Annotated in this window: 12 protein-coding genes; 5 read left to right on the top strand and 7 right to left on the bottom strand. The window is 55.6% G+C overall.

The genetic code is table 11. The features are described from left to right. Positions 1-3: 3 nt before the first annotated feature. The 5 genes from tssM to ACOTZF_RS15775 are packed head-to-tail and all read right to left on the bottom strand — an operon-like array spanning position 4 to position 7,273. On the bottom strand, positions 4-3,624 hold the full coding sequence (gene tssM, locus ACOTZF_RS15795) for a type VI secretion system membrane subunit TssM (RefSeq protein WP_058650782.1): 3,621 nt from the start codon (positions 3,622-3,624) through the stop codon (positions 4-6). Positions 3,625-3,626: 2 nt separating this feature from the next. After that, complete coding sequence (locus ACOTZF_RS15790) at positions 3,627-4,865, bottom strand: DotU family type VI secretion system protein (RefSeq protein WP_013096177.1); 1,239 nt, start codon at positions 4,863-4,865, stop codon at positions 3,627-3,629. 17 nt (positions 4,866-4,882) lie between these two features. Next, positions 4,883-6,226 (bottom strand): type VI secretion system baseplate subunit TssK, encoded by a 1,344-nt coding sequence (gene tssK, locus ACOTZF_RS15785; protein WP_013096176.1) that lies wholly within the window; start codon positions 6,224-6,226, stop codon positions 4,883-4,885. A gap of 25 nt (positions 6,227-6,251) precedes the next feature. Then, positions 6,252-6,755, bottom strand: coding sequence for a type VI secretion system lipoprotein TssJ (gene tssJ, locus ACOTZF_RS15780; RefSeq protein ID WP_013096175.1), 504 nt, complete (start codon positions 6,753-6,755; stop codon positions 6,252-6,254). 23 nt (positions 6,756-6,778) lie between these two features. After that, positions 6,779-7,273: a hypothetical protein gene (locus ACOTZF_RS15775; RefSeq protein ID WP_013096174.1), complete on the bottom strand. Its 495-nt coding sequence runs from the start codon at positions 7,271-7,273 to the stop codon at positions 6,779-6,781. A gap of 862 nt (positions 7,274-8,135) precedes the next feature. On the opposite strand from ACOTZF_RS15775, the gene ACOTZF_RS15770 reads away from it, so the two are divergent. Beyond that, positions 8,136-10,424, top strand: a complete 2,289-nt coding sequence (locus ACOTZF_RS15770) for an FdhF/YdeP family oxidoreductase (RefSeq protein ID WP_062728705.1) — start codon at positions 8,136-8,138, stop codon at positions 10,422-10,424. Here ACOTZF_RS15770 and ACOTZF_RS15765 read toward each other — a convergent pair. Both ACOTZF_RS15765 and ACOTZF_RS15760 read right to left on the bottom strand, forming a co-directional pair. After that, entirely contained in the window at positions 10,390-11,181 is a 792-nt protein-coding gene (locus tag ACOTZF_RS15765) for a phosphate/phosphite/phosphonate ABC transporter substrate-binding protein (RefSeq protein ID WP_129252477.1), read from the bottom strand. The two genes, ACOTZF_RS15770 and ACOTZF_RS15765, sit on opposite strands and share 35 nt — an antisense overlap. Beyond that, positions 11,174-12,145 carry a fatty acid desaturase gene (locus tag ACOTZF_RS15760; protein WP_129252475.1) on the bottom strand — a complete coding sequence of 324 codons (972 nt, stop codon included), beginning with the start codon at positions 12,143-12,145 and terminating at the stop codon, positions 11,174-11,176. The genes ACOTZF_RS15765 and ACOTZF_RS15760 overlap by 8 nt, the downstream gene beginning before the upstream one ends. A 164-nt stretch (positions 12,146-12,309) precedes the next feature. Here ACOTZF_RS15760 and ACOTZF_RS15755 point away from each other — a divergent pair, with 164 nt between their 5' ends. The 4 genes from ACOTZF_RS15755 (at position 12,310) to ACOTZF_RS15740 (ending at position 15,971) form a co-directional block, all read left to right on the top strand. Beyond that, the gene (locus ACOTZF_RS15755; protein WP_129252473.1) at positions 12,310-13,290 is read left to right on the top strand and encodes a GlxA family transcriptional regulator; all 981 of its coding nucleotides are present in this window, start codon (positions 12,310-12,312) and stop codon (positions 13,288-13,290) included. A 78-nt stretch (positions 13,291-13,368) separates the two neighbouring features. Next, a complete protein-coding gene (gene gap / locus ACOTZF_RS15750) occupies positions 13,369-14,379 on the top strand; it encodes a type I glyceraldehyde-3-phosphate dehydrogenase (RefSeq protein WP_129252471.1) in 1,011 nt (336 codons plus the stop codon). Positions 14,380-14,636: 257 nt separating this feature from the next. Further along, a complete protein-coding gene (locus ACOTZF_RS15745; RefSeq protein ID WP_058650787.1) occupies positions 14,637-15,341 on the top strand; it encodes a hypothetical protein in 705 nt (234 codons plus the stop codon). Positions 15,342-15,551: 210 nt separating this feature from the next. Next, positions 15,552-15,971 carry an Hcp family type VI secretion system effector gene (locus ACOTZF_RS15740; RefSeq protein ID WP_421636118.1) on the top strand — a complete coding sequence of 140 codons (420 nt, stop codon included), beginning with the start codon at positions 15,552-15,554 and terminating at the stop codon, positions 15,969-15,971. The last annotated feature ends 90 nt before the right edge of the window (positions 15,972-16,061 follow it).

Genomic DNA, 16,061 nt, shown 5'->3' with positions numbered 1-16,061 from the left:
CGGTTATGGGCATGAGAAACGAGGAAGCTGGAACGGATTGCGAATGCTGTTCGGCGCAAACTCCAGCGTGACCTGATGGCCATCGACGTTGAACGTGGCCTGACGGCTCAGACTACCTGCCCCAGGGCTGGTGCGCGCTTTATCGAAGAAGCGGTTCAGGGCCCAGGCGCCGTTGGTTACCAGCGTCGCGGTGCTGCCGTTGGCCAGACCCAGCTGCATACGCACCTGGTTGGTGCCGCCCGGCCCTGGCCAGTTCATGATCTGCACCGCCTGTGGACCGTGGCTGTAACGCAGCAGTTGGCCGTCAACGTCCAGCGTCAGGTTAAGAATGGTGTTATCCATCCGCACGGTACGCACCGTCACCTTGAAAGAGGGGGTCGTCGCACCGTTAGCAAAGAAGGCATCGCGAATGGACTGGGCCTGCTGGAACGGTCGCAGCAGTCCTTCACTTCCCGGCAGCGTTTTCCCGTCGATCCCAGGCATAAAGCGCCAGTTCGCCTGAGTGGTATCCACTTTGTTGGTCAGGTTGTCGCGAAAGAAGGTATCCATCAGCCCGGTACCCGGCGCAAACATGCGTGCCAGATCGTCCGGCGTCACCTCGGTGCTGGCGCTGCGCACCAGCGGGTAGCGACCGGCAATTGCCTGACGGCAGAAACCACCCACTTCGACGTTAATGCGCTTACGGACGTTTTCCAGATCGCGACGCTGGGTATCACTGCTGGCCCCCACCGCCATGTTGCTGAACATGGTTTGCAGCCCGCCCGGCAGACGCCCGGCGCTGGCCTGCAGACGGCTGATTGCTTCACCACCCGGGGCTGGCATGCCGCTGTTGGCAGCGTCCTGCACCGCGGTCAGGTAACGATACAGCTCATCCACCTGCTTGAGGAAATCATCAAAGACGATGGTCTTGCCGCCCTTCTCCAGCGGCTGAGCCAGCTCGATCATCGGCGCGTAATGGTCGGTCACCAGCTGTTCAGGTGCCTGCGTCACTACTGCCCCCTGCGTCGGGGCATTGTCGTTATTGCTGAACAGCGCTTCGAGCGTACGAGTGGCGCGGTTACTCTGGTCTTGCGCTTTCCCCGCGTCCTCCGGCGCTGGCGCGTTGCGCGACAGCGTCAGCACCTGGCTCAGGTTCTGCACCAGACGGCGCAGCGGCGAGTTTGCGCCGGAGAGCAGGCGCGCCGTGTTGATGCGCTGCGAGAGATCGGCGCTGTTGTTAAGCTGAATGTCGGCGAGGAAACGATCCCAGTTAGCGATAAAGTCGCGCATATAGAGCTGACGCACGGCGTTATCGATCTGCTGCTTGTCTTCCCCGGAGGTGGTCGCGCCCAGCACCCAGGCATCATCTTCATGCAGCGCCGTGGTCACGCTGTCAATCTGGCTGTTAAAGCTCTTCCAGTAGCCGTCCGGGGTGTAGAGCCCCGGCACGCCTTCGCTCACCGGTTTGCCGCTTTTGCGTGAGAACACCAGTTCGCTCTGCGGGCCACCCAGGTCGGACAGGGAGACCGGCTTCAGGTTTTCGTCATGCTCCAGCAGACGCTTCAGACGCCCATACACGCGGGTGGAGAGCGGCTGCTGGTTGATGAGCGCCCTCTCGCGGGCCACCAGCGCTTCGTCCTGGGCATACGGCGAGGCCTGAATTTTTGGCTCCAGCAGCTGCGTCAGGTGCCACTCCAGCTGTTGCAGCTGCGCCTGCGTCACGTTCTGCGGCAGATTACGCTGCAAATTGAGCATCACCCAGGAATGCAGGAATTTGCCGTCGTAGTGTTTCGGCTGATACAGCATCTGGTAGGCTTTCAGCGCCTCGTAGCTGTATTCCACGTCGCTGCCGTTGTCGTTGCGCAGCCAGGTGGTGATATGCATCGCCACGGCGGGCAGCAGCATCTGATCCAGCGCTTTCTGATACAGCGACTGGGAAGCATCGCTGACGTCATCCCCGCGATAGAGCCCCATACGGCGGGAGACCGGCGGGTCGTTGACATCGAAGGCCTCGCTTTTCGGCAGATCGACCAGGCTGTTCAGCAGCGGCAGGAGCGCGAACAGATCGCGCTGAGGCTGATTCTGTAACGCTTTACTCTGCTGCTCCAGCTGCGGGACTTTAGCGTCCACCTCTTCCAGATAGGCCTTATTTTTGGCATAGCTGGTCAGCCACAGTCCGCCGAGGATCACCAGCAGCGCCAGCAGCGCCGCGTATCCGGACCAGATCACCGCGCGGTTGCGCAGTTCCCACCAGCGGTTTTCACCGGCAATACCGGCTTCCTGGAAAATGACGTTTTGCAGCAGGTTTTTAATGAAGAAGCTCTGCCCTTTTGCACCAGGGATAGGCGCCTCTTTACTGACCGAATCCCACTTCTCTGCCTCTGCCCCTTCCGGCAGTGACAGGGCGCGGTTCAGTTCACCCATGACGCGGTCGAACGGCATGCCTTCCTGGGTGCCGCTGGCGAAGTATATTCCGCGTGGGGAGAACTCGGTCTCAAAGTTAGACCGGGCAAAGACCGTGCTCAGGTAGTCTGCCAGCAGCGGGCGCAGCGCCGCGAACTCCTGCGGGAAGAGATACGCTTCGGCACGGGTTTTGGCGTCATGCTCTTTCAGCATGGTCTCCGGCAGCCCGGCGTCCAGACGCTGCTGCAACAGCGAGAACTCCTGGTGGAAGTTCCCCATCAGGTCGAAATCGGCGTGTTTGGTCTGTTCCCACGGCAGCGTGAAGCCCCAAATCTGGTCGCGCTGCGCTTTGTCGTAGTCAGCAAACCAGGCGCGGAAGCCTTTAAGCAGGTCCGCCTTGGTCACCATCACGTAAACCGGGAAGCGGATACCCAGCTGTTCATGCAGCTCAGACAGCCGCTGGCGCAGGTTGACCGCCTGCTGGCGCGCCGCCTCCGGGGAGAGCGTCAGCAGATCGGAAATGCTGATGGTGATAATGACGCCGTTAATAGGCTGGCGGCGGCGATACTTACGCAGCAGGCCGATAAATTCCAGCCACTCCCCGGCATCCTGAACCTGCTCGCTCTCCTGTGTGGTGTAGCGGCCCGCAGTGTCCAGCAGGACGGCTTCGTTAGTGAACCACCAGTCGCAGTTGCGGGTGCCGCCAATGCCGCGCAGAGCGGTTTTACCGAAGCGATCCGCCAGCGGGAATTGCAGGCCGGAATTGACCAGCGCCGTGGTTTTACCGGCGCCCGGTGCGCCGATAATGACGTACCACGGCAGCTGGTAGAGATATTGCGTACTGAAGCGCTGCGTCCACTGGGCACCGTGTCCCGCTTTGCTGAAGTGGGCTTTCTTCAGCATTTGCGCCGCTTCATCAAAACGTCCGGCGAGGATCTGCTCCTCGCTGTTCAGCCGCTTCTGGGGATCGGCCGCGTCCGGTTTGGCGGTGTTTTCATTGAGCTTGTCCATCAGCTTGCGGTTCAGCCAGGCGTTGTAGAGCCGCGGCAGAATATGCCCCTGCGCCCAGAGCAGATAAACCACCGCAATACTGATGATGCGGTTTTGTTCAGATTCGAGCGGGCGGGTATCCACGATGGATAACAGCGGACCAATCATCCAGATCACCGCCGACAGGGCGGTAACGCCCAGGAAGCTCCACAGAATGCGATTGGTCAGTATGGAAAGAAGAGTCGTCAGCATCCTTAGTTTCCTTGCGGCAATCCGTTCAGCTCAGCCTGCGTATTTTCAGGCGACACCAGCAGAGTTATTTCCACACGGCGGTTACGGGCGCGGTTTTCAGGCGTATTGTTTGGCGCCACAGGATTGATCTCTCCCCGCCCTTCCGCTTTCACGCGGTCAGGCTGCGAGAGGCTTCCCTGCAACATTTTTTGCACGGACCGGGCGCGATCCAAAGAGAGTTCATAGTTGGAGGCGAAGCGCGCACTGCGAATTGGCACGTTATCGCTGTAGCCCACCACCAGAATTTTGCCGCTGACGTTGTTCATCGCCTGGGCAATCCGGTTGATAACCGGCTCATAGCGGTCACGCACCACGGTAGAGGCAGAAGCAAACAGCCCGTCTCCTTTCAGGATCACCACGCTGCGATCCGCTTCATCCTTCACCGCCACCAGACCGGCGTCGATTTCCGGCTTCAGGAAGCCACGCAGGTTGAGCACCGCAGGCAGTTGACGCGCAGGTTGCTGAATGGTGGTTTCAGGCAGCTGAGACTGATAAATCTTCGCCAGCACCGGGTTGGTGTTGTCGCCAAGACGCCAGTTGAGAATGATGTAGAACAGGCAGGCGATAAACCCGGCCAGCGCGACACAGGCCCACAGCGGCACCATCGGCCGCCACAGCTTGCGCAGCACGGGACGATCTTCCGGGTGTGGAGAGAGCGGTGCCGGATAGCTGCCGCGCACGCCACGGATCATCTGCCACAGCCGCTGCTTGATGGTTTCCAGCTGGGTGCGGCCATTATCCAGAACCCGATAGCGCCCTTCGAAACCGAGCAGCAGGCAGTAGTTGATCATCTCCAGCAGGAGGATATGTTCACGCGGGTTCTGCGACAGACGCGCCAACAGCTGGAAGAACTTTTCGCCGCCCCAGGTTTCGTTATGAAACGTGACCAGCAGACCATTGCTTGACCAGACACCGCTGCTGCCCCAGGGGGTCAGCGCCGCGGCTTCATCCAGCGCCGTACAGAGGCAATAGCGCGCCCCGACGATCACCTCATACGCAAGCCCTGCCTGCTGGCAGCGGACTTCAAAACGGCGAATCTCGTCGATCAGACGCTGGCGCAGTGCCACCTGATCGTCATGAGACACCGAATGACGAATTTGCGGAATCGCGTTGAGCAGCGGATTGGCGGCCGCCACCAGCTGATTGTTGCTACTGGCTCCGGTAAACGCGGCATCACTGCCGGTATCCTGTCGTTCCTGCATATTAAGCGCTCGCTTTATTATTCAGTCGGGCTACGGATGGCCCAAAACTCCATATCAAGACCCGGGAACTCCCCTGCGAGATGCAGGGCGAATGCACCGGACTTATCCATCTCGTGCCACAGCTCGCTGCCCTTCTCCAGTTCAAAGTAGCTGTAGCCCGCATGCCATGGGATTTGCGGCGGCGCAACCGGCATGGCGCGCAGCATAATGCCCGGCAGCTGTAACTGAACCAGATCGCGGATTTTCGACACCGGCGCGACTTTCATCTGGGCAGGGAAATGGGTTTGCAGGTGTTCGCCCGGCACGTTGGCTTTGACCGCCAGGACGAAGCCGAACTCGCGCACCATGCTGGTCTCCGGCACCGTGGCGATGTTCAGGCCATGGGAGCGCTCGTTCAGCGGCAGCTGAATGGCCTGATCTTCCATCACCAGCGACAGCCCCTGACGCAGCATCAGCATCAGCTTGCTGAAGCATCCCGCAAGGTCGTCGTGATCGTAAATCGGCAGCACGCTTTCGGCGGTGCGTTGCGAGGTCCAGGTGGCAAGCTCCGTGGCAAACGGCAGCCAGCTGCGCCAGAGCGTTTCCGGGTGCAGCAGCGGGAGCGTTTTTAAATGGGAGACTTCGCCCAGGTGACGGTTAACCAGCGACAGCAGCGTAAATTCGATCAGCTCTGAGGTGTTAAAGCGGCCAGGCTGGCGCAAACGCCCCCCAATCTGCTGGCTGCGCTGCACCAGCAAGCCGTGGAGATCGTTGACCATGCTGTAAAGTTGCGGGCTGTTGCAGGCATTCAGCATCGGCGGAATGTAGCTGCTATCCAGACGCACATGGTTGTCGTTGCGCTTTTCCGCGACAAACGCGATGCCAATCGCCGTCCATTCGGCCGTCAGATCTTTTTCCAGCATCAGGGTCAGACGTAAACGGCCAAACTGCACCGTGGCATCCCCCACCGACATGGCGTTATCGTCTTCCACCTCCTGTTCGAAGGCGATAAAACGCGCCAGTGACGCGGGCTCTTCGCTGAAAATAACCTCTTCACGCTCTCCCCTACGTACCGGCAGCGCGAGCACCACCTTTTCGTTGGTGAGATTGTCAGGAATTTTCAGCGGGGCCGGGCCATTGCGCCCATTGCGAACCTGGAAAAACGTACCGTCGGGTAGCACGCCGCTGGCATAGCTCAGGGCAATGCAGCCCTGGCGAAGCATCGCTTCGTCCAGTTCAACATCGAGGAAGCCCCAAAGATACGATCGCTGCAGCGCACCCCATTCCCGAACGTGGTTGAGCAGATAACTTTCTGTCCGTTGAAAATGGTGTGGACGCAGGAACATGCCTTCGGTCCAGACGACCTTCTCTGCTTTGGTCATGATAGGTTTCCTGTTTTTAAGCGCGTTACTGGCTGATGACCCGGATGCCATTTATGTCGAGAAAGACATTGGCCTGGAGTTCATCGGATGACCATTTCCAGAACTGGTAGAGATGGTTTTCGCCCGGAACAGGCAGTGGGAGTGAGACACGCCATTTCTTTCCATCCAGCATCTGATATTCGGCCATAACACCGATATAGCGCGCCTCGGGTGAGCTTTGTCCGCTAAGGGTTTTTGAAAGCTGGCCCGGCATCAGGAAGAAAACATCGCTGTTCAGCAGATTTGCGCCAAGCGTGGCTGACGCGTTGTTCTGCAGGGAATAGAAGTCACTGGACATGAAATCCGCATCGGACTTCAACAGCAGCACTCTGACTTTAAGCGGCGCAGAATCATTGATTTGTGGATGAGCCTGAAACTGCAGATTGTAGCGGGAGGGGTCGCTGTGTGAAGACGACGAACAACCACTGACCAGGGCGAATATCACCGCGTAAAAGACGAACCACAGCTTATGAAAATTTTTATTATTCATAAAAATACGCTCAGAAAAGCCGTTTAGTTCAGGATCCAGGTACCGTTAGCGCTGTCTTTGCAGGCTTTGCTGTTACCATCGACATCGACACAGGTCGCTTTTTTACGCGCCTTAGGACGAATAGCCTGTTTACGCACGGTGGCTTCGTACTGATCGGCTTTGATTACCGCACGCATTGGAACGTAACCAATCAGCTGGTCTTGTCCTTCATCGGCAAGCGCCATCCAGTAGTGTTCAACCTGCCCCAGCACCACGTAGGTTTTACCGGTGACAAGCGTACTGACCACTTTCCCACCGAAATCAGGGCGGCTCATCAGGGAGGCCGGATACATGGCACGGTATGGCTCGTTAACCTGAGTGAACTCAGCAGGAGGCGTGATGGCATGACGGTGGGTTAAGGTGACGCCGTTGACCTGGCTGGTCACGATCGTATCGTCGGTGATCACAGGTTTCTGCGGCGCTTTACAGCCCGCCACCGCCATTACAAACAGAAGTGAAAACAATACGCGCATTTTCATATGCTTTTCCGTAGCGATATTTCGATGATGAGATAAAGGGGATGAAGTTTGACTTAAGTGCTATCGTTAAAATAGCCAGGATATTTTCGGGGCGTTACTATTATTCGGGCATAGCTACCGCACGAGCCCTTCAGAATAAGGCCCAGCGTCTTCCTGACATATTTTGACAAACGGTAAACAAGTTTACATGAGCTTGTCACCAATTCAATATTTCCTTCCTCACAACTGCTGCTTAATGAAGCACCCGACTCATTATAGGATTAATCTGAGAAAAAAAGCTTACTTTGCTGAATTTGTCTTATTATTACGCGCTCCTCTAACACAACCCATTGATTCAGAAATGAAAAAACCAAAAGAGAACCATTGTCATTAACGCAATACTGCTATTATCGCCACTACCATAATTAGTAGAATGGGGATTTTTTCAGGGGGAGTATGAATATATCTTCCATGAATTATTTGTTGCATTGATAGCGTATCTTTAATAGCGATGACTTTTCCGCCCTGAATTAAGACAATTCATAGACGATGAAAAAAATTAATTTTACGGCGCAAAATAACCTGGTGCCTTTAATCCCTTAGAGGCACGATTTACACCGCCCGCAGTGAATTAACAGTTAAGCAGGACTACATCTTTATTCCCCGGCACATTGTTCACTTTATCGCCTTCAGCATCGACGGGTAAATATATTGCAGGTTCCCCTGCCCGCCTTTCGTTTGAAAATTTTACTGTCACTAACATTGTCGCCTTCACGCCACCCTTGTCAGGACACATTATCGACATGATAAAAATTTGTTATGATTTCTTTAATTTTTCTCAGCCGCATCATGCACGACCGGCGGTCTAACAGGGTAATCTGGAATGAATAACAAACGACGTGCCGTTCCCGGCATCAGACCTTACGACGGCCCTGCAGGCGGCTGGGGAGCATTAAAAGCGACGGCAATTGCCGTGCGAACACAGATGGATGCCCTGGATGCTCCCGCCACGCTGTTGCGCACCAACCAGCCTGACGGCTTCGACTGCCCGGGCTGCGCGTGGCCAGACAAAGAGCATAAATCCACATTTCAGTTCTGCGAGAACGGGGCAAAAGCGGTCACCTGGGAAGCCACCAGCAAACGGGTGACCTCTGAGTTCCTCGCTCATAACACCGTTACGTCGTTACTGGCAAAATCTGACTTTGAGCTGGAAGGATACGGGCGCCTGACCCATCCTCTGCGCTATGACCGGGCAAGTGACACCTTCCGCCCCGTTGAGTGGGAGGATGCCTTCGAACGCATCGGCGAGGTTCTGCGTGGGCTTGAACCAGACCAGGTGGAGTTTTATACCTCCGGCCGCGCCTCCAACGAAGCGGCCTGGCTGTTCCAGCTTTTTGCCCGTGAGTACGGAACCAATAATTTTCCCGACTGCTCCAACATGTGTCACGAAGCCACCAGCGTCGGTTTACCGCGCTCTATTGGTATCGGAAAAGGCACCGTCTCGCTGGACGATTTTGACAAGACGGAGCTGGTGATCTCCATCGGGCATAATCCCGGCACCAACCATCCGCGTATGATGGGCACCCTGCATGAACTGGCGCGCCGCGGCGTGCCGATCATCGTCCTGAACCCGCTGCGCGAACGCGCGCTGGAACGGTTTGCCGATCCGCAGAGCGTGATTGAGATGGCAACCTACAGCTCTACCGACATCGCCTCTACCTACTTTCAGGTTAAAGCCGGGGGCGATGCCGCCGCGCTAAAAGGCATCGCCAAACACCTGCTGCAAATGGAAGCCGGGCGTGGCAACGTGCTCGACCACGCGTTTATCGCTGAACACACACAGGGCTTTGAAGACTTTGCGGCAGACATTGCGCAAACGAGCTGGGACGCCATTGAGAGCGAGTCCGGGCTGAGCCAGGCGGCGCTGAAACAGGTTGCCGATGCCTACGCGAAATCGAATGCCACCATCATTACCTACGGCATGGGCATTACGCAGCATAATAAAGGAACTTCCAACGTCCGCCTGATCGCCGATGTGCTGCTGCTGCGCGGCAATATAGGCAAGCCCGGTGCGGGGATCTGTCCGCTGCGCGGCCACTCTAACGTTCAGGGAAACCGTACCGTCGGGATAAGCGAGAAACCAACCCCGGCGTTTCTGAACCGTCTTAAGGAGGTGTTTGGCTTTGAGCCGCCCTCTCACCATGGCCATGACGCAGTGCAGGCAACCCAGGCCATGATTGACGGTCGTGCCAGAGCGCTTATCTGCCTCGGCGGCAACTTCGCGGTGGCGATGCCCGATCACGAAAACGGCTTCCCGGCGATGAGTAAGCTGGATCTGAGCGTGCACGTTGGCACCAAGCTGAACCGTACGCACCTGCTGGTGGGTAAAGAGACCTTCATTCTCCCCTGCCTTGGCCGCACGGAACTGGATATGCAGGCCAGCGGACGTCAGTCCATTACCGTTGAAGATTCCATGTCGATGGTTCATGCCTCCTCAGGCAAGCTGAAACCCGCCTCTCCTCTGCTTCGCGCCGAACCGGCTATTGTGGCCGGCATGGCGAAAGCGACCCTGAAGACAACCCGCGTGGACTGGATGCACCTGGTTGCGGATTACGATCGCATTCGCGATCTGATTGAGCAGACCATTCCGGGCTTTGAGGACTATAACGCGCGGATCCGGGTACCCGGTGGATTCCGTATGCCGCTGCCGCCCACGAAACGTATCTGGCCGACGGCGACGGGCAAAGCGATGTTCTCGGTATTTGAAGGGGTCAATGAAGATGCCAGCGGTGAAGGCGATAACGTCCTGCGTCTGATCACGCTGCGCAGTCACGACCAGTACAACACCACGATTTACGCTCTCGACGACCGCTACCGGGGCGTCTTTGGCCGTCGCGACGTGCTGTTTATGAATGAAGCGGATATGGCGCAGTCAGGACTGGAGCACGGCGACCGGGTGGATATCGAAACCGCCCTGCCGGGCAGCGCTCAGCGTCTGGAAGATATCACTGTGGTGGCCTATGCCATCGCCCCGGGCTCGGTCGGGGCCTACTATCCTGAGGCTAACGTGCTGGTTCCGCTCGACTATCTGGATAAAGAGAGCGGCACGCCGTCGTATAAATCGGTGCCCGTCCGCCTCACCCTGCGCTCGAAAGAGATCCGTCCGCTGTAATCCCGGTTAACACAGACCAGGCCTCACGCGCCACGACGCTAAACCCGCCGATAAACAGCGCATCACACACGCCCCGGTATTCCGGGGCGCTCACCAGCGTGGTTAGCGCATCACGGATGGCATGAAGCGTTTCGGGGGTGGTGCCGGACGCAGTGATCAGCGGCAGTCCTGGCGTAAGGGGCGTCTGGTCAATCACAGTTAGCCCCGCCAGCAGGGTCGGTTCATGCCGCTGCAACAGCGCATACGTCACGCAGTCGATCGCCGCGATATCCCCTCCCCCACGTTTTACTTCGATCAGCGACTGGCGATGGCTGCCGCTAAAGATAACCTCTGAGAACCAGGCGTTTAACGCACGTGACGGCACGCAGTTGCGCAGCGCATTGTAGCCAGACTGGGAATCGGGCGCGTTACATACCACCCGCCGTCCGCGAAAATCAGCCAGCGTGCGGTATTTATCCTCATCACGTACCACCAGAAAACTGCGGTAGTGAATGCCTTCGCAGCCCGGTACCCGGTAGTGAAAACAGCCGACGACCTGCACCTCCGGCAGTTGTGTCATCAGCGGGTAGCCGCAGGTCTGGCTCAGGATAAGATTAGGCTGCTGCCAGTGTGCCAGCAGGTCAGGCTCAGGCCTGCCGGGAATAAGCTCCTCCACCGGGAGACCACGCGCCACCAGCAGACGCTGGACGGCCCGCCACAGGGCAAGAGTATCGGTACTATCCACCGCATACATCGGAAACGCCAGCCGGTTATTCATGTCCTTCCTCCTGTTGACGCCAGGGATGTACGGTGACGTCCACCGACGTTTTCCAGAACCGTCGCATCCATTCGCCATATCCTCTGACCAGAAACCCGTGGTTACGCTCCCGGTACGCCTGCTGGTTTTGCAGATAGATCGTCTTCAGCCCGTACCAGGGCACGCCGGGTAAATCGTGATGTACTGAATGGTAGTTAAGATTTAAAAACAGCACGCGCCAGAACAAGCCTGCTTCGTTAATCACCGAACGCGCCAGCGGGTCGTCCGCCGCGCGATGTTCCAGAAAAGAGCGTACTTTTGTCAGCGCCAGCGCCGGGTAGCTTACCGCCAGCACAAACCAGAGCGGAGAGAAACTGTTGTGCATCATCCAGGTAAAAAGCAGCGCCAATAACGCCATATGCACAAGCCACATCACCATCGCCCGCAGTTGCAGATGGCGAAACGCCGCCACCGCGCTGCCCAGCGTCTGGAGAATATCCAGCAGCGGCGCCAGCAACAGTCGCCCGGTAAAGGTGTTTCGGGCGTGGATCACCCGCTTCTGCCAGGACGACAATCGCGCCCAGCTCGCCTGCGTAAAGTAGTATGACTCCGGGTCATCCACCGGAATGGTGAGATGGTCGTGACGATGGTGGGCCAGATGAGAATCCCGGTACAGGCCATACGGATACCAGACAGCCAGCGGCAGCATGCCAAAGAGCTGGTTCAGCCACACGAAACGCGTGGGATGACCGTGGATCAATTCATGCTGAAGGGACATATACCAGGCGGTAAACCAAATCAGCAACAGCGTGGCAGGCAGCAGACCGAGGGTGTGCCAGAACGCCAGCGTCGAGAACCAGCCGCCATAAATGGTGGCGATCAACAGCCACGTGGGCACTTCGGTTCGCCAGAGAAACCCCGAGGCGAGATGATGAATTTGGTCGCGTTGCTGCGGATGTAAATAGAGGGAGCTTCGTTTACCCATTCCTTCAGAGCCGTTTCGCCAGAGATAATATGCTGACGATCCGGGATAACGCCTGAAATAACAAAGAACTTAAATCACTTTGCTTTGCCAGAAAGGCGCGTAGCGCCCGTTAACTCCCTTGCCCTCCGCTTGACTTATTTTGCAATAAAGGTACTTTTCAGGACATGAAGAAGATCCTGATTATTGTTCCTGACGGCGGCATGTTGTTTGAAGCCGCCGGCATCGCCGACATTCTGATGCAAGCCAACCGCCTGCACCCGGGAGGCCTTGCGCTGCCCTGCTATCGCATCATCATCGCCACGACCCAGCCGCACCAGGTGATCCACGGCCAGTCCGGTCTCAATCTGCTGGCAGATTATCGCCTGCCGGAGCTGGATCCCCGTGAGCCGCTTGATACCATCATCATTACCGGGCGCGGCATGAACGAGCAGGAGAGCACCGCCGTGGTGGACTGGCTGCATCTTGCAGCCCCCCATGCGCGGCGGATCGCCTCCATTTGCGGTGGCGCAATGCTGCTGGCCCAGACCGGTTTGCTTGACGGCCGTCGGGCAACCACCCACTGGCGGCTGCTGGAAACCATGCAAGCGCAGTACCCCACCATCCGTGTTGATGGGGGGCCGCTCTATATTCAGGATGGCCCTGTCTGGACCTCCGGTGGCGTGAGCTCCGGCTTTGATCTGACCCTGGCGCTGGTGGAAGACGATTATGGCTTCAGCCTCGCGCGCGACGTGGCGCAGGATATGGTGATGTATCTGCGCCGCCCGGGAGGACAGCTGCAGTTCAGCCGCTATAATCTGTCGCAGTCCGGCTCCTCCGGCCCCATCAGCGAGCTGCAAACCTGGATCCTGCAAAACCTGACGGCCGATCTGTGCGTCGAAAAGCTGGCGGAAAAAGTAGCCATGAGCCCGCGCAACTTCACCCGGGTATTCACCCGCGACACGGGGGCGTCTCCGGCACGTTATGTGACCGAAGCGCGCCTTGCCGCAGCCCGACAGTTGCTTGAACAGACCGAGGATCCGCTGTCCGTTATCGCCGAGAAAAGCGGATTTGGCACCAGCATTAACCTGCGTCGCGTATTTGAAAAACAGCTCCACCTCACACCCGGTGAATACCGTCAGCGTTTTCACTGCCGCAAAATGGCGTAATATGATCCTTTTTTGTCGTTTACGCCATCCGGCCTGAAGCCTACAGTGACTCCAGACAACAGAGATAAGGAGTGCATTATGGTTAAGGTCGGCATTAACGGTTTCGGCCGTATCGGACGTAATTTCCTGCGCGCGGCGCTGGGCAATCCGGACCTGCAGATTGTGGCGATTAACGATCTGACGGACAGCAAAACCCTCGCCCATTTGCTTAAGCATGATTCCCTGCTCGGCACGCTACCGGCACCCGTTGAAGCGGCGGACGGCACGCTGCAGGTTGACGGCCAGCGCATTACCGTCTTTAGCGAACGCGATCCGGCGAATATTCCCTGGCGCGATGCGGGCGTTGACGTGGTGATTGAAGCGACCGGTTTCTTCACCGAGCGCGAAAAAGCGCTGGTGCATATCACCCAGGGTGGGGCGAAGCGCGTCATCATCTCCGCGCCGGGTAAAAATGACGATCTGACGGTGGTGATGGGCGTTAACCACGAGCAGTACGATCCGGCTAAGCACGTGGTAGTAAGCAACGGGAGTTGCACCACGAACGGCCTGGCCCCGGCTGCTCAGGTCCTGCATCAGCAGTTTGGTATTGAGCATGGCCTGATGAACACCACGCACGCTTATACCAACAGCCAGGCGCTGCACGACCAGCCGGAAAAAGATCTGCGCGGCGCACGTGCAGCAGCCCTGTCGATTGTGCCGTACTCCAGCGGTGCCGCGAAGGCACTGGGGAAAGTCATCCCGTCTCTGGACGGCAAGCTGACCGGCTATTCCCTGCGCGTACCGGTTCCGGTGGTCTCGATTGTGGACTTAACGGTGACGCTGAGCCGTGACGTTACGGCCGAAGAGGTGAACGATGCGTTTCGCAAAGCCGCGGCCAGCGGCCCACTGAAAGGCATTCTGGGATACAGCGATGAACCGCTGGTCTCCAGCGATTATCAGGGCGACCCGCGCTCTTCGATTATTGACGGTCTCTCCACCCTGGTGATTGGTGGTCGGATGGTGAAAATTCTGGCGTGGTATGACAACGAGTGGGGCTTCTCTAACCGCCTGGTGGATCTGGCGGTGCTGATGGATAAGAAAGGGTTGTAAGGTTTAAGCCGGGTGGCGCTTGCGCTTACCCGGCCTACGGATTATGTCACCATCCTCGCAGAATAAATAATACTTGATAAGATTAATTATATTCATCGTTTCCAAATTCATCACATCAATTATATATAACCACCAATTTATTTAGAAAATAAATTGGTGGTTATTCTTGCTTTCACTTTTTATAAATGCGAGTGTGATCACTGTCCCCAGTCGACAACGTAGCCCATGATAAACTCTGTACACAACAGGGACAGGCTATGTATTACAGTAAATCGATTATCGAAAAAATTGGGTCCGATAAAGAACTTGCATTAAGGCTTGATCGTGCCGTAGCTGGGGTGAAAGATGGAGCCCTAGAATATCTACATAATCTTGGCGATGCGACAACGCGTTTACTCTATTATACGTCTTGCTTCACTGAAAATTATTTTGATGTATGCAAAAATTTGGCTTCCGAAGATAAAAGGTTCATGCTTGGCATTGCAGAGCTAGTTAAACACAGGGATTTAATATTTCGCATGGTTAAGTTATACATTGAAACAATACTTAAAAACAGAAGCGAAAATGAAAAGAAGACCATACTCGAAAAAGTCATACCCTTCACAACACACTATTCAGTTAAACAAGCATCCAAATTGAGTTTAATTTATGCTGTCGCAAAATATATATGCTATAGCAATCAAATGAATGCTGCAATACAGAGCGCATTGATGAAAAAAGTTGCTGGAAGAACGGGAGGTGCATTTTTAGTGCTTAACGCTTACGCATTGGTCCAACGAGCGGCAGACAGCGCCAATAATCTCAAAAAATTCTTTCCATTATTTTATCATGCATTATATATGGAGAAACTTGAAATGATGTACTTCCTCATCGAACCAGTAATAATGAAAGCTGGTTACCTGAATATTTACACAGCATCAGATCATGATATTACCAATGCTTTTATAAAAATGGCTCAATAATGAGGAGGGCCATAAAGACGATTTTTAAACTTCTTCTGGAAGACTTGAAGAATGATTTAAAAGCATATACCGCGATTTTTGTTGTTGTGATTCTATCAATGATACCAGCAACCTTAATTGAAGACGATCAAACAGCAATGCTTATTGTTGGGGCTATAGTAGTAATCGTTTTTTATATAGCCTATTTCTACGAACCTAAAGGATGAATAAATGTCTACACCAGCATATATATGGTTTACAGATGAGAATAACGCCCCTGTTACAGGTGAATGTTTAATGCCCACAAGGTTGGGCTCTACCGAACTAAAATCATTTAACCACTCGGTCTGGATACCGACCTGTTCCAACACGGGTAAATTAACAGGAACACGACTTCATGTCCCCATCACCTTTGAAAAAGAAATCGATCGCATCACACCCTATCTCTTTCGTGCCGTCTGTACAGGTAAAACCTTCAAAACGGCATTAATCAAAATGTATAAAATTAATGACGCCGGTATCGAGCGTGAATACTTCAACATCATTCTGGAAAACGTCAAGGTAACAAGGATATCGCCAGTCTTGCATCCGCTAGGGATTGCAAGTGCCCACCTTGAAGAAGTTGAAATACGTTATGAATCAATTGGGTGATGCTGCCAACTTACTGATTTAGTGTATGATGGTGTTTTTGAGGTGCTCCAGTGGCTTCTGTTTCTATCAGCTGTCCCTCCTGTTCAGCTA

Source organism: Enterobacter cloacae complex sp. SHL021, assembly GCF_049237765.1.
Taxonomy (GTDB): domain Bacteria; phylum Pseudomonadota; class Gammaproteobacteria; order Enterobacterales; family Enterobacteriaceae; genus Enterobacter; species Enterobacter cloacae.
Note: the sequence above shows the minus strand (reverse complement) of the source record. Positions and strands in the feature narration are given on the sequence as shown.

Coding starts and splice junctions, on each gene's coding strand:
- tssM (WP_058650782.1), bottom strand. CDS start 3,624: ATGCTGACGACTCTTCTTTCCATACTGACCAATCGCATTCTGTGGAGC.
- ACOTZF_RS15790 (WP_013096177.1), bottom strand. CDS start 4,865: ATGCAGGAACGACAGGATACCGGCAGTGATGCCGCGTTTACCGGAGCC.
- tssK (WP_013096176.1), bottom strand. CDS start 6,226: ATGACCAAAGCAGAGAAGGTCGTCTGGACCGAAGGCATGTTCCTGCGT.
- tssJ (WP_013096175.1), bottom strand. CDS start 6,755: ATGAATAATAAAAATTTTCATAAGCTGTGGTTCGTCTTTTACGCGGTG.
- ACOTZF_RS15775 (WP_013096174.1), bottom strand. CDS start 7,273: ATGAAAATGCGCGTATTGTTTTCACTTCTGTTTGTAATGGCGGTGGCG.
- ACOTZF_RS15770 (WP_062728705.1), top strand. CDS start 8,136: ATGAATAACAAACGACGTGCCGTTCCCGGCATCAGACCTTACGACGGC.
- ACOTZF_RS15765 (WP_129252477.1), bottom strand. CDS start 11,181: ATGAATAACCGGCTGGCGTTTCCGATGTATGCGGTGGATAGTACCGAT.
- ACOTZF_RS15760 (WP_129252475.1), bottom strand. CDS start 12,145: ATGGGTAAACGAAGCTCCCTCTATTTACATCCGCAGCAACGCGACCAA.
- ACOTZF_RS15755 (WP_129252473.1), top strand. CDS start 12,310: ATGAAGAAGATCCTGATTATTGTTCCTGACGGCGGCATGTTGTTTGAA.
- gap (WP_129252471.1), top strand. CDS start 13,369: ATGGTTAAGGTCGGCATTAACGGTTTCGGCCGTATCGGACGTAATTTC.
- ACOTZF_RS15745 (WP_058650787.1), top strand. CDS start 14,637: ATGTATTACAGTAAATCGATTATCGAAAAAATTGGGTCCGATAAAGAA.
- ACOTZF_RS15740 (WP_421636118.1), top strand. CDS start 15,552: ATGTCTACACCAGCATATATATGGTTTACAGATGAGAATAACGCCCCT.